The sequence below is a fragment of the Mesorhizobium sp. M1D.F.Ca.ET.043.01.1.1 genome (assembly GCF_003952385.1).
Lineage (GTDB): Bacteria > Pseudomonadota > Alphaproteobacteria > Rhizobiales > Rhizobiaceae > Mesorhizobium.
On record NZ_CP034444.1, the window covers coordinates 839,064 to 858,370 of the forward strand.

The 19,307-nt window shown below is 64.3% G+C and carries 16 protein-coding genes; 8 read left to right on the forward strand and 8 right to left on the reverse strand.

Annotated elements, in window-relative coordinates; genetic code table 11:
• Positions 1-19 precede the first annotated feature (19 nt).
• From EJ067_RS04360 to EJ067_RS04370, 3 genes are all read left to right on the forward strand, one after another.
• On the forward strand, positions 20-910 hold the full coding sequence (locus EJ067_RS04360; protein ID WP_126084836.1) for an iron-siderophore ABC transporter substrate-binding protein: 891 nt from the start codon (positions 20-22) through the stop codon (positions 908-910).
• On the forward strand, positions 900-2,846 hold the full coding sequence (gene fhuB / locus EJ067_RS04365) for a Fe(3+)-hydroxamate ABC transporter permease FhuB (protein ID WP_189510384.1): 1,947 nt from the start codon (positions 900-902) through the stop codon (positions 2,844-2,846). The genes EJ067_RS04360 and fhuB overlap by 11 nt, the downstream gene beginning before the upstream one ends.
• 166 nt (positions 2,847-3,012) lie before the next feature.
• Positions 3,013-3,735 carry a 3-keto-5-aminohexanoate cleavage protein gene (locus EJ067_RS04370; protein ID WP_126084838.1) on the forward strand — a complete coding sequence of 241 codons (723 nt, stop codon included), beginning with the start codon at positions 3,013-3,015 and terminating at the stop codon, positions 3,733-3,735.
• A gap of 51 nt (positions 3,736-3,786) precedes the next feature.
• Here EJ067_RS04370 and EJ067_RS04375 read toward each other — a convergent pair whose 3' ends face one another.
• The 4 genes from EJ067_RS04375 to EJ067_RS04390 all read right to left on the reverse strand — a co-directional run bounded on the left by EJ067_RS04375 (position 3,787) and on the right by EJ067_RS04390 (position 7,351).
• A complete protein-coding gene (locus tag EJ067_RS04375; RefSeq protein ID WP_126084839.1) occupies positions 3,787-4,188 on the reverse strand; it encodes a GFA family protein in 402 nt (133 codons plus the stop codon).
• A gap of 111 nt (positions 4,189-4,299) precedes the next feature.
• The gene (gene add / locus EJ067_RS04380; protein WP_245468167.1) at positions 4,300-5,220 is read right to left on the reverse strand and encodes an adenosine deaminase; all 921 of its coding nucleotides are present in this window, start codon (positions 5,218-5,220) and stop codon (positions 4,300-4,302) included.
• A gap of 203 nt (positions 5,221-5,423) precedes the next feature.
• Entirely contained in the window at positions 5,424-6,482 is a 1,059-nt protein-coding gene (locus tag EJ067_RS04385; protein ID WP_126084840.1) for a Gfo/Idh/MocA family oxidoreductase, read from the reverse strand.
• Between the two features lie 83 nt (positions 6,483-6,565).
• The gene (locus EJ067_RS04390; RefSeq protein ID WP_126084841.1) at positions 6,566-7,351 is read right to left on the reverse strand and encodes a ThuA domain-containing protein; all 786 of its coding nucleotides are present in this window, start codon (positions 7,349-7,351) and stop codon (positions 6,566-6,568) included.
• Positions 7,352-7,571: 220 nt separating this feature from the next.
• Between EJ067_RS04390 and EJ067_RS04395 the strand changes: the two genes are divergently transcribed.
• Positions 7,572-8,327, forward strand: a complete 756-nt coding sequence (locus EJ067_RS04395; RefSeq protein WP_126084842.1) for a DUF4239 domain-containing protein — start codon at positions 7,572-7,574, stop codon at positions 8,325-8,327.
• A 2-nt stretch (positions 8,328-8,329) separates the two neighbouring features.
• On the opposite strand, the gene EJ067_RS04400 is transcribed toward EJ067_RS04395, so the two are convergent.
• A complete protein-coding gene (locus tag EJ067_RS04400; RefSeq protein ID WP_126084843.1) occupies positions 8,330-9,577 on the reverse strand; it encodes a glycosyltransferase in 1,248 nt (415 codons plus the stop codon).
• A 532-nt stretch (positions 9,578-10,109) separates the two neighbouring features.
• Here EJ067_RS04400 and EJ067_RS04405 point away from each other — a divergent pair.
• The 3 genes from EJ067_RS04405 (at position 10,110) to EJ067_RS34425 (ending at position 15,085) form a co-directional block, all read left to right on the forward strand.
• A complete protein-coding gene (locus EJ067_RS04405; RefSeq protein WP_126084844.1) occupies positions 10,110-11,423 on the forward strand; it encodes a hypothetical protein in 1,314 nt (437 codons plus the stop codon).
• Positions 11,424-11,515: 92 nt separating this feature from the next.
• The gene (locus EJ067_RS04410; protein ID WP_126084845.1) at positions 11,516-13,432 is read left to right on the forward strand and encodes a hypothetical protein; all 1,917 of its coding nucleotides are present in this window, start codon (positions 11,516-11,518) and stop codon (positions 13,430-13,432) included.
• 42 nt (positions 13,433-13,474) lie between these two features.
• On the forward strand, positions 13,475-15,085 hold the full coding sequence (locus tag EJ067_RS34425; RefSeq protein ID WP_189510386.1) for a hypothetical protein: 1,611 nt from the start codon (positions 13,475-13,477) through the stop codon (positions 15,083-15,085).
• 31 nt (positions 15,086-15,116) lie between these two features.
• Here EJ067_RS34425 and EJ067_RS04420 read toward each other — a convergent pair whose 3' ends face one another.
• The 3 genes from EJ067_RS04420 to EJ067_RS04430 form a co-directional block, all read right to left on the reverse strand.
• The gene (locus EJ067_RS04420; protein ID WP_245468168.1) at positions 15,117-16,637 is read right to left on the reverse strand and encodes a tlde1 domain-containing protein; all 1,521 of its coding nucleotides are present in this window, start codon (positions 16,635-16,637) and stop codon (positions 15,117-15,119) included.
• Between the two features lie 568 nt (positions 16,638-17,205).
• Positions 17,206-17,439, reverse strand: coding sequence for an RNA-binding protein (locus tag EJ067_RS34430; RefSeq protein WP_189510389.1), 234 nt, complete (start codon positions 17,437-17,439; stop codon positions 17,206-17,208).
• A 305-nt stretch (positions 17,440-17,744) separates the two neighbouring features.
• A complete protein-coding gene (locus tag EJ067_RS04430) occupies positions 17,745-18,224 on the reverse strand; it encodes a DUF2231 domain-containing protein (protein ID WP_245468169.1) in 480 nt (159 codons plus the stop codon).
• A gap of 268 nt (positions 18,225-18,492) precedes the next feature.
• Here EJ067_RS04430 and EJ067_RS04435 point away from each other — a divergent pair, with 268 nt between their 5' ends.
• On the forward strand, positions 18,493-19,305 hold the full coding sequence (locus EJ067_RS04435) for a methyltransferase domain-containing protein (protein WP_126084847.1): 813 nt from the start codon (positions 18,493-18,495) through the stop codon (positions 19,303-19,305).
• Positions 19,306-19,307 lie beyond the last annotated feature (2 nt).

A 19,307-nucleotide genomic window follows, 5' to 3' on the forward strand; every position in this document is an offset into this window, starting at 1 on the left:
CGGCAGCCGGTCGCAGCCCGTGATCGAAACGCTTTTGGCATTCCTGCTTGCGCTGCTGCCGGTGCAGCCGGCGGCGGCCGATGAATCCGTGCCGGCGCATGCCGAGCGGGTTGCGACCATCGATTGGGGCACGGCGGAGACACTGCTGGCGCTGGGCATCACGCCGCTCGGGCTTGCCGAAAGCGCCGGCTATCGCGACTGGGTCGGCTCGCCCGCCCTGCCCTCCGGTGTCGCCGAACTTGGCCTCAGAGCCACGCCAAGCCTGGAATATCTGGCGGCGCTGAAGCCGGACGTGATCCTGTCGACGCCGCAGTTCACGGCGATCGAGCCGGTGCTTGGCAGGATAGCGCCGGTCATCAGCCTCGCCACCTTCACCGAAGACCTCGAGCCCTACCGGCATGCCGAAGAGAACACGAGGCGGCTCGGAGCGCTTACCGGTCGCGAGCAGGCGGCGGACGATCTCATCGCCGCTATCGACGCGCGCATCGCCAAGCTCAAAGGTGCCGTCGGCATGGCGGCAACCAGACCCGTGCTGGTGCTCTACTTCCAGGACGACCGCCACGCCTGGGTGTTCTGCCGCGGCAGCCTGTTCGACGACGTGCTGAAGCGCGCCGGGCTGAAGAACGCCTGGACGGGCGCAGGCAATTTCTGGGGTTTTGCGAATGCAGGCGTCGACCAGCTCTTCGCCGCCCGCGACGCAGCCGTGCTGGTGATCGAGCCGGTGCCGCCCGCAGTGCGGGCCAAGCTTGCGGCGCGCGACGGCCTGCTCGGCCAGCTGCCGGCCTTCGCACCCGGCAACTATGAAATCCTGCCCAGCGTGTGGGGGTTCGGCGGCTTGCCGTCCGCCGGTCGTTTCGCCGATCTCTTGCGCGAGCACGCTCGCCTTTTTGAGCGCGGCCATGCTTCATGACCGCCGCCGTCTCGGGGCCTTTTTCGCGGGCGGCGTCTATCTGTTGCTCGTCGCCGGACTGATCGCCCACAACATCGCCGCCATCCAAGGCAGCGAAGCGGTGCGCGCGCTGCTGCTCGACTATGCCTATTGGCCGCGGCTGACCGTCTCGCTGCTGGCGGGCGCGGCACTTGGCCTCGCCGGCGTCCTGATGCAGCAGGTGCTCCAGAATCCGCTCGCCGCGCCCGAGACGCTCGGCGTCAATGCCGGCGCGCATCTGGCACTGACCATCGGCCTGCTCGCTTCGCCGGCCTTGCATGCCGCGCATCCGGAGCTGCTGGCGATCGCCGGCGCCTTCGCCGCCTGGGGACTGATCGCGGCGGTCGGCTGGCGCTGGCGCGCCGACCCCACGACGTTGATCCTCGCCGGCTTCGTCGTCAGCTTCGCGCTGGGCTCGATCTCGAGCCTCCTGATGCTGCTCAACCAGCAATATCTCGCCTCGATGTTCATCTGGGGCGCCGGCTCGCTGGTCGAGGACGGCTGGACCGGCGTCGAGCAACTGGCGCTGCGCGTCGCCGTCGGCGCGACCGTCACCGCCGCCCTGGCGCGGCCGCTGCTGATCCTCGGCTTCGGCGACCAGCAGGCAAAAAGCCTCGGCCTGACCAGGCTCTTGAAGCCGCTGCTTCTGGCCACAGCCGTGCTGCTCTCGGCAAGCGTGGCGGCCGCCGTCGGCATCATCGGCTTTGTCGGCCTCGCCGCGCCGCATCTGGCGCGCGTGCTCGGCGCCGAAAAACTCGGCGAGCGGCTCGTCGCCGCGCCGCTCGCCGGTACCGGCCTCGTGCTCCTCGTCGACCAGCTCGTCCAGCTTCTGCCGCCCGGCCAGGCCGCGAACCTGCCGACCGGCGCGGTCACCGCGCTGATCGGCGCGCCGATGCTGATCCTTTTGCTGCGCCGCGTGCCGCGCCTGATGCTGGAGACAGGCGCAGGCATCGCCACCCGTCTCGGCGGCGGCAGCGCAAGGCGGCCAATGGTCGTGCTTGCCGGCCTGGCCGTCGCGCTCGCTCTTGTGCTTGCTCTTGCCTTCCTCCTCGGCCGCGCGCCCGACGGCTTCGGCCTCCACCCGGAGGCCTTCTCCTGGCGCCTGCCGCGCGTCACCGCCGCCTGCGGCGCGGGGCTTGGACTCGGCGTCGCCGGCTGCCTCGTCCAGCGCCTGTTCGCCAACCCGATGGCGAGCCCGGAAATCCTCGGCATCGGCGGCGGCGTCGCCATGGGGCTGATCGCGGCGCTGCTTCTCTTCGCCGACTCCAGCGCCGCGGTTCAGCTTCTCGGCGCGACGGTCGGCGCGTTGGCGGTCACCGGCGCGATCCTGCTGCTCGGCCTCGACCGCGGCTTCACGCCGGAGCGGCTGCTCTTGACCGGCATCGCCATCACCGCCCTGCTCGACGCTTCGAGCCTGCTGTTTCTTGCGCTCGGCGACCCGCGCTCGGGCCAGGTGCTGGCCTGGCTGAGCGGCTCGACTTATTGGGTGGAGCTCGACTTCGCGGTCGTCGTGCTCTGCGCCGGTCTCGTCGGGCTAGCGCTCTCGGCATTTGCCTGCCGCTGGCTGGAGATCCTGCCGCTCGGCGCCGGCGTCGCCATAAGCCTCGGCATTCCGCTCCGTACGGCGCGGCTCGCGGTGCTGGTGCTCGCGGCGATCACGACGGCGGCCGCGGCGCTGGTCGTCGGCCCGATGAGTTTTGTCGGGCTGCTTGCCCCACATCTGGCAGGCCTGCTCGACTTGAGGCGCGCCGGGCCGCAACTGTTCGGCGCGGCGCTGGTGGGAGCAGCGCTGGTGGTGTTTGCCGATTGGACCGGGCGCATCGTGTTTGCACCGACTGAGCTGCCAGCGGGGGTGCTTTCGGTGCTGATCGGGAGCGCCGCCGTGATCGGGATTGTTATGGCGCGGCGGGTACGTTGAGGTTGCAGACAGCCCTGCAAATTCGCGCTCTACGGCTAGGCGCGAAGGCCGCGGCGCTTGCCGAGATCACGGCGACAAGGTGCCCCTGTCTGCAAGCTCACCATCCGCCGTTTCCGCTTCGCCCACTCTGCGCTAGACTCGGCCCCGCAACAGGATCGCCATCGTCATGATCGTCCAGGCTTGCATCAACGGCGCGCGTCCCGCCGATTTCCATCCGGCGCTTCCGCTCGACCCGGATGCCATGGCGCGCGACGGCGCGGCCTCGATCGCGGCGGGCGCTGCCGAACTGCATGTCCATGCGCGCGGCGCCGACCGGCAGGAAAGCCTGGCGCCCGAGGCGATGGACCGGACGGTGGCGGCGCTGCGCCGCGCCTGCCCGGGCACGCTGATCGGCGTCTCCACCGGTGCCTGGATCGAGAAGGACGACAGGCGCACGCTTGCCGCCATCGCCGGCTGGCATGAACTGCCCGACTACGCCTCGGTCAACCTCAGCGAGGCGGCGGCGCCCGAAGTAATGGAGGCCCTGCGCGGCCGCGGCGTCGGCATCGAGGCGGGGCTGGCATCGATCGGCGACGCGCTCAGGCTCGCCGGCCTCGACCATGGCGGGCGGGTGCTGCGCGTGCTGATCGAGATTTCCGAGCAGACGCTGGACGAGGCTTTTGCCATCGCCAACGGCGTCGAAAAGGTGCTGCAGCGCGAAGGCATACGACGTTCCATCCTGCTGCATGGCGAGAATGCGACCGTATGGCCCTTCGTCCAACGGGCGGCGGTGCGGAAATTCTCCACCCGTGTCGGGCTGGAGGACGGGAAGGAATTGCCGGACGGCAGCGTGGCCGAAGGGAATACGGCGCTGGTGAAGGCGGCGGTGGGGATTTGTCGCAAACCGTGACGAGATGTTCCTCGCCCCACGAAGTGGGGGAAGAGAAACCCAAGCTGGAAGTCAGCCGAATTTCGCCAAAGGCTCGGCGTTTATCTCGACCCACTCGCAGCGCCGGCTGTCATGATAGAAGGACTGGAAGGGCGGCGGGAACGACGGATCGGCGAATGCGCCCACCGGAATGGCAATCAGGCCGGGCTGCGTGTCGATGCGATAGTGGACATTGCTGCCGCAGTCCGGACAGAAGCTGTAAATGACGCGGCCACCCTGGTCGCCGACGCGCGTGAATTGCGCTGACCGCCCCTCGATCGAAACGTCGCCTTCGGCAAACCGGACATTGTAGCTGAAGGCGCTGCCGGTACGCCGCTTGCAGTCGAGGCAATGGCACACCGAGATACGCACCGGCTCGCCCACGCAAGTGGCCGACAGCTGACCGCAGGAACATTGGGCGCGACGGGTCACCATAAGCGGCTCCTTCCAGTTCCTCGATCCTCGTCAGGACAGCGGCATCAGCAGCTTATGCAGTTTGGCAACACAGCGGAAGGACGCTTCGCGCCGTTTGCGCGGCAGCCCTTGTCAGGCCCGCCACACCGCCAGATCCGCCAGGATCCGCGCCTTCACCGCAGTGTCGGCATAGCTCGCATTCACCGATGTCGCGGCGAGCTGGCGGATTGTTTCGCCGTTCCAGGCGAAGGTCTCCGCGCAGGCGGCGTAAGACGCTTCGAGCGTCGTGTCGAGCAGCGTCGGATCGTCGGTGTTGATCGAGACCGGGACGCCGGCCTTGCGAAGCGCATCGATCGGATGTTCGGCAAGCGACGGATAGATGCCGAGCGCGATGTTGGAGATCGGGCAGACGCCAAGCGGAATCCGCCTCTGTGCAAGCAGCTCGACCAAAGCCGGCTCCTCGATCGCCCGCACGCCGTGATCGATGCGGTCGGCGCCAAGCAGTTCGATGGCGTCGCGGACTCCCTCGGGACCACTCGACTCGCCGGCATGAACGGTCCGCCGCAATCCGGCCGCGGCGGCGCGCCGGAACGCCTCGGCGAAGCGCGGGCCGGTCCGGCCTGCGGTCGCTTCGTTTCCGTCGATCGAAAGGGCAACGACGCGCGGGTGCCTGATCCTGCCCAGCAACTCCACCAGCTCGGTCGCGTCCTCGGCCGACTGGATGCGCAGCAGGCTGACGCAGAGCCCGACCGGCGGGTACCCATCCTGCTCGGCGGCGGCGAAACCCGCGTCGAAGGCGTCGATCATGCCGGGGATGTTCCGGTGCCAGTGCGGCCAGTGGGTCGGGTTGACGATAACGTCGGCGTAGCGCACGCCGCTCCCGGCCATGCGCCGCGCAAATTTATAGGCGGTAACGGCCAGTTGCTCGCGCGTGCGGAACGTACCGCACAGCCAGTCGAGCATTTCGAGGAAGCTCTTCAGATCGTGCGCCTCGAAGAGCCTTTCGCGCGGCGCGCGCAGCGGAATGCCTGCCTCCTCGCAATTCCTGATCACGTCGTCGGCCTCGAAGCAGCCCTCGAGATGGATGTGTGCACTTCGGCCTTCGGCAACCCGATATAGTCGGTCAATGAAGCCTCCGAGCTTTGTGGCCGCATCAAATCACGAAAGGTGAGGTCAAGGCTTCAAGAAATGATTGAAAGATTTGCGCGTGATGACAGCCAATCTCCCCCGCAAGCGGCAAGATTAGCGCTCCACCCTCACTGCGTGTCCGCATTGGCCCTCAGTTCGGCGCGCTTCTCGTCCGACACCACCGCCAGGTCCAGCACCTTCTGCAGGCCCGCCGCGTGGCGGAAGTTCGGCTCGGTCTGCGCGCCGCTGCCGACGGCATCGACAAAGCGCTGGTAATTGGTCGGCACCGTGCCGGCGTCGAGCGTTTCCCACTTGGCGTTCTCGACGTCGGCGCCAACGCAGGCCTTGAGCATCGACCCTTCGAGATTGTGCACCACCTCGATGCCGCCCTTGTCGCCATAGATGCGCAGGCGAAGCTCGTTGAGATGGCCGGTCGCCCAGCGGCTGGCATGCACCACGCCGAAGGCGCCGTTGGCGAAGTCGAGCGTCATGGCGAAGCTGTCATTGGCGTCGAGCTGATAGTCGCCGATGCGGTTTCCCGGCGCCTTGTCAAAGGCGCGCAGCCGGCAGAAGACATGGTCGATGTCGAGGGCAGCGCCATAGCTCGCGAAATCGAGGATGTGGATGCCGACGTCGCCAAGCACGCCGTTCGAGCCGTGGCCGCGCGACAGCCGCCACAGCCATTTCGGGTCGCTGCGCCAGTCGCCCCAGAATTTCGACACCAGCCAGCTCTGCAGATAGGACGCCTCGACGTGGCGCACCGTGCCGATCTCGCCGTGCTGCACCATCTGGCGCGCCTTCTGCAGCGCCGCCACATTGCGATAGGTGAGGTTCACCATGTTGACGACACCGGCGGCTTCCGCCGCATCGGCCATCTCGCTCGCCTTGCCGAAATTCTCGGCCAGCGGCTTTTCGCAAAGCACCGGCTTGCCGGCGGCAATCAGCGCCATGGTGGTGGGATGGTGGATGCGGTCGGGCGTGACATTGGCGACCGCGTCGAAATCGCCCCAGTCGAGCGCCGCTTCCAGCGAGGTGAAACGCTTCGGAATATTATAGGCGTCGGCATACTCGCCGACGCGCGCCGGATCGACATCGACGGCGCCGACGATGTCGACGCCCTCGATGGCGCTGAAGCGGCGGGCGTGCTCCTGCGCCATCCAGCCGGTACCGAGTATCAAAAGTCGCATTCTTGCTCCTCCGAGCGGATTGGTTCGATTCAATTACATGCCCAATGTGGCCTAAGCGTTGTCTTCGCGCAATTCCCGAATGTTTAGCGGAAGCCGCCCTCGGCGGCCGCGTGCAGCTTGCCGCCGCGCTCTACGATCGGCTCCAGCGCCTTCTCGACCGGCACGTTCGGCGCGTTGAGGATGGCAGGCTTTGCCCCTTGCGGGTTATTCGCCCACTTCACCGCGTTGCGCAGCACCTTGTGCACCGTGGCGTCATGATAGGTCGGGTAGGTTTCGTGTCCGGGGCGGAAGTAGAAGACATTGCCGGCGCCGCGCCGGTAGGTCAGCCCCGAGCGGAACACCTCGCCGCCCTGGAACCAGGAGATGAACACCGTCTCCAGCGGCTCCGGCACGGCGAACTGCTCGCCATACATCTCCTCGTTCTCAAGCTCGAAATATTCGCCGATGCCTTCGGCGATCGGGTGGCTGGGGCTCGTGACCCAGAGCCGCTCGCGCTCGCCGGCCTCGCGCCATTTCAGCGTGCAGGGCGTGCCCATCAGCCGCTTGAAAATCTTCGAGAAATGGCCGGAATGGAGCACGATCAGCCCCATGCCTTCCCACACCCGGCGGGCGACGCGCTCGACCACCTCGTCGGCCACCGCGCCGTGGTCCTTATGGCCCCACCAGACGAGCACGTCGGTCTCGGCGAGGCGCGCCTCCGGCAGGCCGTGCTCCGGCTGCTCCAGCGTCGCCGTCGAGGCGGAGATCGCCTCGTCGGCGTTGAGCGCGTTGGCGATGGTCGTGTGCATCCCTTCCGGATAGATGCCGGCCACCACCTCGTTGGTCCGCTCATGGATGTTCTCGCCCCAGACGACAGCGCGTATTGTCATAGATAGCCTCGTGAATGATTGTGAGGATGGAGCCGCCCCGCGCCATAGATAGCGTCTTCGGCCGCTATTGGAAGCAGTTTTCGCCTGCCGCTCCGCTTCGCGCGGAGCACAGGTCACAAGTGCCCTTTTCCAACAACAGCATGCTCCTTTATGTTCCCAATTTGATTCAATCGCCGCGCACCCGATTGGCAAGCGCCCCTTCCCGTGCGCAATATCAGCCATGGGCGAAGTGCTTGTAGGGGCTGCGATCTTTGCTTGCCTGGCCGGGGCCTCGCTGGTCAGCCTGATGGTGCACGAGCGCTTCCCCAGCCACCACCTTGGGGACGACACCAGCGCGGTAGTGCGGCTTGCTGCGAACCTTTTCGTGGTGATGTCCTCGCTGGTGCTCGGCCTGATGATCAACTCGGCCAAGAACACGTTCGAGTCCATCAATGGCAACGTACACACCTTCGCCACCGATCTCATTCTGCTCGACCGAACGCTGCGACATTACGGACCAGAGACGGACAGCGCCCGGCAGTCGCTCACCGCCTACGTGCAGCGCGTCGTCGACACCTCGACCGCCGACAGCAACACGACCGTCGTCCCGAGCAGGCTGTCGGAACTGCTGCTCAATCAGGTCGGCGACATCCTGGCGGGGTTGGCGCCTACCGATGCCAAACAGATCGCCGCGCAGCAGGCCGCGACACAGCAGCTGCAGAAGGTGATCGAGCAACGCTGGATACTGGCCGAGCAGTCCGAGGGCGCCATCCCCGCGCCGCTGATCGCCCTGCTCGTGGCCTGGCTGACGCTGATCTTCGCCAGCTTCGGCTTTCGGGCGCCGCGCAATGCCACCATTGTCTTTACGTGCCTGATTTCCGGGGCACTGGTGGCGGCGGCGATCTACCTGATCATCGATATGGACTCGCCCTTCTCAGGCCCGATCCAGGTCTCGCCGGCGCCGCTGCAAAGGGCGCTGGCGGAACTGACGCAGTGACGTCACCGGCCGGGCTGGGCCAGGACCTCGACCAGCAGCTTAGCAGCCACCTCGGCGCCGTCGGCGCGGATCAGGCGGGCGACCGCGTTCGCTCGGACGCGGGTTTCGGGCGCGAGCGCCGTCTCCAGCCCCTCCGACAATGACTCCGCAGTCGGCACAGGGCCGTCATGCGCGGCACCTATGCCGAGCTCAGCGACGCGACGGGCCCAGTAGGGCTGGTCGCCGATCTGGGGCACCACCACCTGCGGCGCCCCTGCCCGCGCGGCGGCAACGGTCGTGCCGGCGCCGCCGTGATGGATGACCGCCGCCACGCGGCCAAACAGCGCCTGCTGGTTGACATCGCCGACAGCGAAGCAGTCGTCGTGGTCGTCGATCAGTTCAAGCTCGGCCCAGCCATGCGCGATGACCGAGCGCCGGCGCTTGGCGCGGATCGCCTCGATGGCGGCCCGGCCGGCCTCGCTGGCGACCGCAATCGAGCCGAAGCCGACATAGACCGGCGGCGCGCGTGCATCGAGGAACGCTTCCAGCCCCTCGGCAAGCGGCCGCTCGTCGGCCAGGATCCAGGCACCGGTCTGCAAGGCGTCTGTCATGTCCGAGGGCGGCCACGACCCGAGTGTCGGGTCGCATGCGAGCAAGACAGGATCGCCGAAGACATAGTCGCGGACATTCTCCACCGCGGGCAATCCGAGCGACGCGCGGTGGCGGTTGATCGCCTCGCCGAACAGCGCATTCTTTGTCGCGATATCCGTCTCCCACAGCAGCCGATTATCGCTCACCCCGGCTGGAAGCGGATGTCCCGGATATTCGTGCGGCCGGTGATGTGCCGACGGCAGCCAGATGGGACAGAAGGTGCCGAGGATGTAGCGCATGCCCTTCTGCTCGGCGACCAGCCGCGCGGCGGCGCAGGAAGGAAAAAGGCCACACGCCACCACGGCATCGCAGCCTTCGGCGGCTGCGGCCAGCGCTTCGTATTGTCTGGCGAGGATCTCGGCGGCCTGGCGGGAGATGAGCGCGGCCACGCTCTCGGGCGACGCCGATGCCCTGCGGCGCGTCATCTCCTTCACCCATTCGCGCACCGGCGAGAAGGCCGGCACCAGCGGCACGCCGGCGCGGGCGCAGAGCGCGGCAAATTCCTCGTCGCCGGGGATACTCACCCGCACCTCGGCGCCAAGCGCCTGCAGCCGCGCCCCGAGCGCCACCACCGGCTCGACGTCGCCGCGCGAGCCGTAGGTCGACAATAAAATCCGCATGCAAAACTCCCTTTCCTAAGATTCAGGCCAAGGGCAGCGTAGATACGTCATGGCCGGGGTCTTGCCGCAAGCCCGGGGTGCGCCATATATGCTTTCCGGGAGGGACAGATTGCTGCCTCCCAATTCCGCTGATTTTCCGATGTTTCCCGCCCGCCGCTCCGCGAGGTCGCTGATCATCCTCGCCTGCGCTCATCGTGCCCGGCGCTGACGGCGGCGACGGACAAAATCTGGCCAAAGCAGAAAGAGACGATGCCGGCAGGATGAACGTTCAACGTGAAACAATGCCAGCGATCGTATTGTCGATGCCCGATATTTTTCTACAGAAGACAACAATCTTTTTTGGCTTTTCCGGAATTCCCCAAAAAAATTGCTGTCAATACGCTGCCTGTGCAAATTTCATTCTTGTATGTGAAATATTTCACCCACGACCATTTTTCTGTTGATAACGGGGATAAGTTTTGATCGCCGTTAAAGCGAGCTAGCAAACCAAAATCATTTCTCCAGCATGAATGCTCTGCGAGTGGGGGCACTCATGTTTGTTTCATTTCATGGATCGGCCTGGCGGTGGTGCCAGGCCATGTGTGCAATTTCCAGCCATACGGCCCACCGGTATCGCTCCATCTGCGCGGTAATGTTTTGCCTCGCAGTCCTCGGCTGCATGCCCGAAGATGGTTTTCGCCACTATGCCGGCGCGGTCGGTCCGGATCTCTATTCAAGGCAGACCGTGGCCAACACCGCCCTCCTCGACGCCTATACAAGCAACATCTGTACTCAGGCGGGCCTGGCGGCAGGAGGCCATTGCATCATCAGCACGACGGCCGACTGGAAAAACTTCGTCGACATGGGGCTTTATGACATCGATCAGCGATGCGACACCTTTCTCGACGGCCTTTACTACAAAGCCAAGACCGGCGATTCGATCCTCGCGCAGATTTCGGATACCGGCAATTTCACCGCCTCCGTGCTCGACGCCACGTCTTCTTCGGCCGCATCGATAAAGATCGTCGCGGCTGCTTTCGGCCTGGTCGAGAACACTTTCCGCAACACAAACAAAACCCTTCTGGAGGCGCTTGACGCGACAACCGTGAAGTCGATCGTTTTCCGCCGTCAGCAACAGATCAAGCAACAGATCTACAGCACGACCATCTGGAACAAGCCGCAGGCCCTTCATGCGCTGCGCACCTATCTGCGCGTCTGCATGCCGTTTGCCATCGAAATGGAAGCCAATGCGGTGCTGACGACCGCCCAATGGACAGAGGGCGACGTCGGAAAATCACCGATCGTTTTCAGGGAGCAGACGGGGCCGCTGGGCGGGGATGCGACTGTCGACGTAGGGCGGGGTCGCAACAGAACTCCCGTCAAATCGTGGGAGTCTGTCAATACCAGTGGCATCCCGATCGATTTGCCCACGGCCCAAGCCATCCAAAACGCCTTGTGCTTCGCGGGATCGCAGGCGGATGGCAAATACGGTGACCAGACCGAGGCCGGCCTGAAGCTTTTCGAGGTGACCGTGGCGCGGCAGTACAAGTCAAAGGAGTGGCGCCAAGCCTCAGTGAAGCTCGATCTCTCCGACATTGGCAAACTGCGAGACAATCAGACTTGCGAGCAGGGCGCCCGGAATTATCTTGAGCGAGCCTTGTTTAAGGAAGGTTTTCTCGTCTCGCTCAAGGGCTTCCTGAAATCGAAATATGGAGACGCCGTCAAAGATACGGCGACGCTCGATGACCTCAGGGAATTGGTGCAGAAATTTAAAGACGAAAAAGGGATCGATTCCGGCCCAAATGGAATGTTCAAGAACCAAATAACACCTGACTTTGTGGCGGCGTCCGGAATATTCAGCTCATAGCAAAATAATAGAAGGTGGCTAGAATGTATTATCAATTTCAGCAACCGACTACTTTGAAAACAAAACCTGATCTGGCGGCTGAGGACGGACCCTTGGTAAACGTCAGCGAGATAGGGTTCGTCACCGCTGAGCAGGATAACTGGGTCCAGCTTACCGTCTATGACAAGCTGACGGATCCAGCTATCGGCTGGGCTCGCAAGATCGGCGACGGTGATCAGGTCCGGCTGGTCGAGGTAGCAGCTCCGCCGCGCATCGAGTTCGGCATCTGGTCCTTCATCAAGGGCTGTGTCGACGCGGAGTTCTGGATCAACGGTCTGGATCCCAAGACGCCGTTTTTCGTCACCGCGGACTATCTGATCGCCTGGGCGCTGATCGAGACCGGCAATCTCACCGATACCAAGAACAAGTTCGGCAATATCGCTTCCAAAACTCCACCGGGCGACGGGACCGGCCCGTTCCAGCTGACGACGGACGAATGGAAGACCTTTTTGGAGGACCCGCTCGGCGCGGATTATTCCACCGCCAGCAGGGAGCTTGGCCTCGACCAGATCGCCGGCGCCGCCTTCCTCGCCCGCAAGGCGATGTCCGATATCTCGGCGGCCATCACCCAGAATGATGCCGCGGCAGGGATGACTGACACCCAAACTGTGGCCGGGCCCTATACTCCCGCCTATATCGACGTCCTCCTGGCGCATATGTTCGGCCTGCCGACTGCGATCAAGTTTCGCGCCATGAAGCTTGCCGGCCAGGGCGGCACGGCCGCCAAAGAGGTGCTCGCGCAGTCGTTCGGCGCCGCCGACGTGGAAACGCTTCTTACGACGCGCGAGAATGTGCTCAAGGACTGGGACTCCAAGGTCGAGGAGACCGTCGACGGCGCGATTGTCAATGTGGAGAAATTGTTGCAGGCCGCTTTTGCCAAGGCATTCGCCCTGATCAAGGAGCAAGCGCCCGAAGACCTGCCAAACTCCGACGGCGACGCGCCATGGATGCCAGTGGCGGAAGCCGAACAGGCGGCCTGGGCGCCGCTGGGCGACGAGACGACGCCGGCAGCGCAGGCGCGCATCCGCGAGTATTTCCAGGCCGTAGAGCGGCCATTGGCAGCCGGGGCACAGATTCCGCCCTGGTGCGGCGGCTTCGCGGGCTTTTGCGTGAACAAGGCCAGCCCGGCGCTGCTGAAGACAATCAAGGATCCTCCGGTCTCGGGCAGTTGGCGGTCCTTCGGCAACGAAACGGTGCCGCTCGGTGATCCAAGCCCGCCCAAAGGCGCGGTGGTGGTGCTGTCTCCCGACAAAAATTCGTCCAGCGCCAGCCATGTCGGCTTCTTCTCGCGCTATCTCGGCTCCGACAACGAGCAGGTGGAGTTGCTAGGCGGCAACCAGAGCGACCGCGTCACCCTCACCAAGTTCGACCGGGCCAAGATCCTTGCCATTCGCTGGCAGAGCGCTGCGAAAACCCAGGACGACAACGCCGCCGGCGCTGCCAATGCAGGACAATTGAGCACCCTGCTCGACTTCATCGGCCAGTTCGAGAGCGGCAAGAACTACAATGCCTTTTTCGGCAAGTCCGGCAACACCGACAATCCTCCCGTGGCAAGCATGAAGGTCAGCGAAATCCTGATTTTCCAGGACAAGATGGTCGCCAACAACAAGATCTCCTCGGCCTGCGGAAAGTACCAGATCGTCAGGAAAACGCTGAAGGGGCTGATCAGCAGCGGCGTCATCAAAACGACCGACGTCTTCAGCCCGGCAAACCAGGACATGCTGGCGATAGCGCTGATGAAGGGACGAGGGCTGGGTAGCTTTCTCACCAATCCGATGACGGGCGATCGCGTCCAGCAATTCATGCTGAGCCTGGCCAAGGAATGGGCTTCGATGCCGGTGCCTTTCGACACCAGGGGCAGATTCAGGAGGGTTGCGAGAGGCGAGAGCTATTACGCCAGCGACGGCGTCAACAAGTCGCTGACCACGCCCGAGCTTTTCGAAGCAGCCGTCAGGAGCATCCACGCCTGACACAGACATCATCCACGCGTCGGTTTTGATCGGGGACAAAGCATGATGGAGAAGATGACGTCGCGGACAGCTGCCGGCTTTTTCACGCTTGCGGGCGTGATCTTGCTCGGCCTTTGCCTGGTCTCGGTGGCATGGCAGAAACTGCATGGCGGCAGCGATCCGACCGACAAGGATTGCAGGGACAATTTGAAATTCACCGTGAGCGACAGCCAGAAGGCGGCAATCGTCGACGGACGATTGCAGTTGCTGGGCGTCTGGCCGGAGCTTACTTCGATCAACCGCCATGTCTGCGTTGCCGTCGGCGGCGTCGTCTCAACGGCCGCCGAAGCGCATCTGAGCGACGAGATAGTACGGGCAAGGAAGGCGCGTGACGACGCGCAGGCCATCTATGACAACGCAAGCGGCGCCGCACGAGACACCGCATGGGACAAGCTGCAAGTCGCCAACACGACGCTGTCGACGACCCTTGCAGTCGCGGCAAGCCAGCCGAAGCCGGTGGAGCTGTCGGTCTTCCTGAACGGCAAGACGATCCCCGACCTCGCCGTGAAGGCTTATCCCGTATCGGCCCCGCAAATCCTGCGGATATTGCTGAAAGTGCCGGCGAATGCGGGGGACAGCGGCGCCACCTTCTGGCGCGAACTGCTGAGCGCCAGCACTGCCACCGTGAACGGAGCCGACATCAAGGCGACCGACCACGATGTGAAGCTTGGCCAGAAGGCTGTCGTCGTCGGCCTCTCGCGCAGCGCCGCCTCAATGCCCGAGGCGGTCGGCGATACCGAAGTGATTGTAGCGATTTACAATGTCGCGACTCTTTGGGCAGGCATTCTTTCGTTCCTGTGCTTTGCCCTAGGCTTTTGCGGCCTGGCGCGGCAGACGACGCTGTTGCGCGACAATGCCAAGACCAACAACGCATCGCGCCTGGCCAAGGAGAAACTGGCGGCGGTGGAGACGGCCGACGCCGATGCAAAGGCAAAAGCGAAAGGCGCGGCCGATATCAGCGCGAAGGCCAAGGCCGATGCCGACGCGGCCGACGATGTCGTCGCCAAGGCTGCCGACGAGGCGGCAAAGGCTGCCGCGACCGACGCGGCGAGCAAGGCCGGCGCCGCACTGGCGACCGCCCAGGCCGAGGCATCGGCTGCGGCCAAGGCGGCGGATGATGCGGCCACGGCGTTGAAAGCAGCGCAAGCCAATGCCCTCGAGGCCGCAACGGCGGGCGACATCGAGCAGCCGACCGGGCCCTACAGCCTGGCTCGCACGCAGATCGCGTTCTGGATGTTCCTTACCATCGGTGGTTTCGTCTTCATCTGGCTGACCATGGGCCTTTATCTGGGCCTCATCACCGCCGGCATTCTCGTGCTGCTGGGCATCAGTGCGACTTCCGGCCTGGCGGCCATCAGCCTCAACGGCGACAGCGACAAAGACAGCGTTTCGAAGTCGTTCTTCCTGGATATCCTCAGCGACGGCGACGGGCCAGCGTTGCACCGCATCCAGGCAGTGGCGTGGACCTGCATTCTCGGCATTCTTTTCACGTGGAATGTCGTCTGGAACTTCACCTTCATCGATTTCGACACCAATCTCCTGCTTTTGATCGGCGTCGCGCAGGGCATGTATCTCGGCTTTAAATGGCAGGAAGCGCCGGCCAAACCGCAATGACTGGCACACAATCGCCTGACAACAGGAGAAACTAGCCCTGGCGGCCTTCCTGGGCGACCTGGGTGGGCGACCTGGTCAGGCGGGGCACCACGACGAGGCGCTTGATCTTGCCTTTCTTGTAGGCGGCAAGGAAGCGGTGATAGTCCTTGAAGACGACGCAGCCGTTGGATTCGGCGCGGCCGCCGCGCAGCATATAGGTGTGCGCGAGCAGGCCGTTGCGGTTATATTTGTTGTTGCCGCTGGTCGGCGTCAGCCGGATCGCCTCGACGCCGTGGAAGCGCGATTCACGCATCGACAGATTGTAGGTGTCGGGCGGCGTCGGGCCGACATTCTTGCGGTTGACGAAGCGCGGCTGGTCGACCATCGAGCCATACCCCGAATGCGCCTCGAGCTTCGAGCCGTCGGGCATGTAGACGGTCGCCGCCGAGATGTCGTAGACGGCGACGCCATTGCCCGTCGAAGGCGAATTGAACAGGCTCCCGAAAGCCCTGCCGAGGCCGCCGCGCTCAGGCGTGTCCGGCTTGGCATAGGCGAGCATCTCGGAGGGCTGCGCCTTGCCGCGCTTGGCGGGCTTAGAGTCCGGCACGAGAGGCTTCGAGCCCTGCACACCCGAAAGCGCCTGGTCGGAGAGCCTCAGCGAGCGCGGCGACTGCTGGCCTTCCGCGGTATCGACGGCGGCCGGCTGCGGCTTGGCAGGTTCCGGCCTGGCTGGCTGGGGCCTGGCCGCCTGGCTTGCCTGCGACTTGGCCGGTTCCGGCTTGCGCTCGGCATTCTGTTCGGGCGCCTCGGTCGCGCGCTCGAGCGTGGCCCGCGGCCTCAAGCCGGGCACGGCGATGCTATCGGGCAAGCCATCCTGCGGCGGCACCGAGGCGACCTGCACTTCAGCCTGTCCACCGTCGGGAGCACCCGCCGAAAGATCGGGCGCATCGCTGTTGGCGAGCGCGACGGCGGTCGGCACGTCGACCGTCTCTTCGGGCATGACATTGGCTAGGGCAAGCGCCAGCTCGGACGCACGCTTGACATCGACCTGGCTTGAGCCGAAGCGTGCCTCGGCCGGACCGCTCGGATCGCTCTGGGCGGCGCCGCCGAAGCGGCTCGCCGCCGGCAGGCTCGCAAGCAGGAAGGGCGCGTTCTCCGCGCGATGGAAGGCATCGGCGAGTTTCTGCGGCGAAAGCCCGGCGCGCTTGACCACGGTGTCGAAACGGTCGGCGACATCCGCGGCGGAAGCCTCCAGAACGACCTTCTCACGCGCAACGCTGATCTTTTCAAAAGCGACGCTATCCGGCGTCGCCGGCTTCAGGCGCGCCGCCTTGCCGTCATGGGTTACAGCGGAGGGCGCGAAGCTGGTGGCGAGACCGACACAGTCGGCATCGCAGCCGCCGGTGAGCGAGCCCGTCTTGTAGCCGCCGGCCGCGGCAAGGCGCGGCGCCCAGGCATTGGCAAGGTGGCGGCGCTGGCCGGCGAGCGCGATGTTGCGCGGCGCGACCAGGCTCTGCGGCAATCCGTTGGAGGCAGCGGTGAGCGAGGTGCTTACCGAATAGAGCCCTGCCACGGTCGCCACCGACCATAGGGCGAGCGCGGCGCCGACAGCGGGCACCACAACCCAACGATGACCACCAGATTTCTTCGAAGTTACCCCCTCTTCAGGAGTGTCACCCCGGTTCTTCAAACGCAAAAACGCCATACGACCACTCTCAATCGGCATGCCGGTTTTGCGGACCTGGCACCCGTCACGATCACAGTTCGCCTGGTGCCCCCTGCACCTTCACGCGTCTGTTGCCGATTGATTCAAAAGATGGACAAAGATGGTTAACCAATCCCTCCACCAATCGCCATTGTGGCGACGGTCCATACGAAAAAAGAGCCCTCCATGGTCTTCGCCACGGTAAAAATGCTCTCCCTCGCCCGCTTTTGCTGCCCGTTTTTGCGGGCTGAGTCAAGCAAACGCGAAGGTTTTGCCCTCTCGGACGATCGCCAGCTAAGGACGGATTGAGGTAAAAAAGCGGCAGGAAGAGCCTGGCGTGGCGAGGTGCGGCAGTTCTTCGCGAGCGGAATGCGACGCGCAGCCCCGTGGCGGGAGGGACGGCTCCGCCGCGTGCCGAAAATCAAGGACAGGGCTATCAAGCCAGGTCGCTTCGCACCCTGGCCGCGCGGCGCTTCGAAAGCGAGTGCCACAACTCCACTTCAGCGGTGAAGCCGCTTTGGAACGCTTGGATGACGTCGCGGGCAAGCTGTTTTCTTTGGTCGCCGTCCTTAAGGGCCAGACGGCGCTCGTTGCACAGTTGGTCAAATACCTTCTGGAGAAGCTCAAGCTCGCCTGGGCCAAATATGCCGCTGTGTTTGGTGAAAACCATAACGCTTCCCTCCCCTTGGATGGGCGAAAGCGCGATCTGCTCTTTCAGCGTCCGTGTGCCTCTGCCGGGTGCGGACGACAGAGCATCCTACACCCTTCGAGGCGGCGTAGCGATTCCTTCGTAGTCGTAGATCGGGTCTTCAAATTGAGACACCCATCGGCCGGGGTCCCCAGGCTCAGCGGCGCTGGCGCGGTTCACCTTTTGAATCGCTTACCCGATCTAACTATTTGTTTTTACGTAATGCCTGACGAAATCGCTGCGCATTTTCCCGGAATTGCTCCCAAGAACCGGCGAGCGTCGCAAATTCAGCGCATCTGGTCCGGGCCGTCGGCAACCCCCACGTGATGCCGGTAGACCATTCCCCAGCCCTTCCAGCCGGTGAACAGCAGGACAAGCACAACGATCAGCGACAGGACGAGGCCAACCGGCAGCACCGCCGCCTCGCCTTGGGCATATCGCGAGTACCAGTTGTAAAGCTCAATCAGGACGACGAGCGCATTGCCGCCGGCGTGCAGCCATACGTCCTGGAGATTGCGGATCTGTGCATCGCCGAGCACATCGGTCAGACCGGCAAGAGCGGCCAGCGCGGCCATGATCAGACCGCCCCCGAGCAGCCAGAGCGTCGGCGTGACCCAGGCCGGATTGCCGGTCCGCCAGAAGATGAGGTCGCAAACGAAGGTCGCGACAAAGAAGGCGATCGGGAACGGGATCAGCATTGCATGGACAGGATGGCCGGCAATGCTCGCCGTGCTGTGCGGATTGTGGGGGATCGTATGGTTAGCCATCGTAATGCCTCCCGGGGGGCGTGGCGAGCGCCGCCCTCAGGCCACATCACAACGCATCACGGGCTTGGCGGCAAAAGAGCCGGATACATACGAACTCCGGTAGCCTCGGAATGTTCCACAAGCTTGGCCGGTGCGGGCGCTTCAACGCCCGACAGCAACGACCGGCATAACCCCATATGCCGCTGCGCGGATCTCGGTCGAAACCGAGCCAAAACAAACATTTATGTGCTAGTCTTGCGAGCCATCGAATGAACGGCTGGTAATCGCAATGTTGGAAACGGATAAGGTGTTCGCGGGCTCGGTTCCGGAAAACTACGACCGCTATATGGTGCCGTTGATTTTCGAGCCCTACGCCGCGGATCTGGCGCGACGGGCAGCGTCGCTCTCACCCGGCTCGGTTCTGGAAATCGCCGCGGGCACCGGCGTTGTCACCCGCGCGTTGGCGCCAAAACTGCCCTCCGGCGCAAGCTATGTCGTAACCGACCTCAGCCAGCCGATGCTCGATTACGCCGCTTCGCGGCAAGAACCCGACAGCCGCATCACGTGGCGCCAGGCTGATGCCCTGGCGCTGCCGTTCGAGGACGCGGCCTTCGATGTCGTTTGCTGTCAGTTCGGCGCGATGTTTTTTCCAGACCGCACGCTTGGCTACCGTGAGGCAAAGCGCGTGCTCAAGCCCGGAGGACGTTTTCTGTTCAACGTATGGGATCGCATCGAGGAGAATGTCTTTGCGGACGATATAACGAACGCGCTTGCGCGGATTTTTCCGGACGATCCGCCGCGCTTTCTGGCCCGCACGCCGTACGGCTACCACGATACGGCACTGATCCGCCGCGAGCTGGAGGACGCAGGTTTCTCCCGAGTGGTGATCGAGACGCGGGCCGAACAAAGTCGTGCATCCTCGCCGCGCATTCCGGCCGTTGGCTATTGTCAGGGCTCCCCCCTTCGCAACGAAATCGAGGCCAGGGACGCGGGCAAACTGGAAGCGGCGACGGACTATGCCGCATCGGTGATTGGGGATAGGCACGGCAGCGGCGAGGTCGCGGCCAAAATTCAGGCGCATGTCATAGTGGCTGTGGCCTGAGG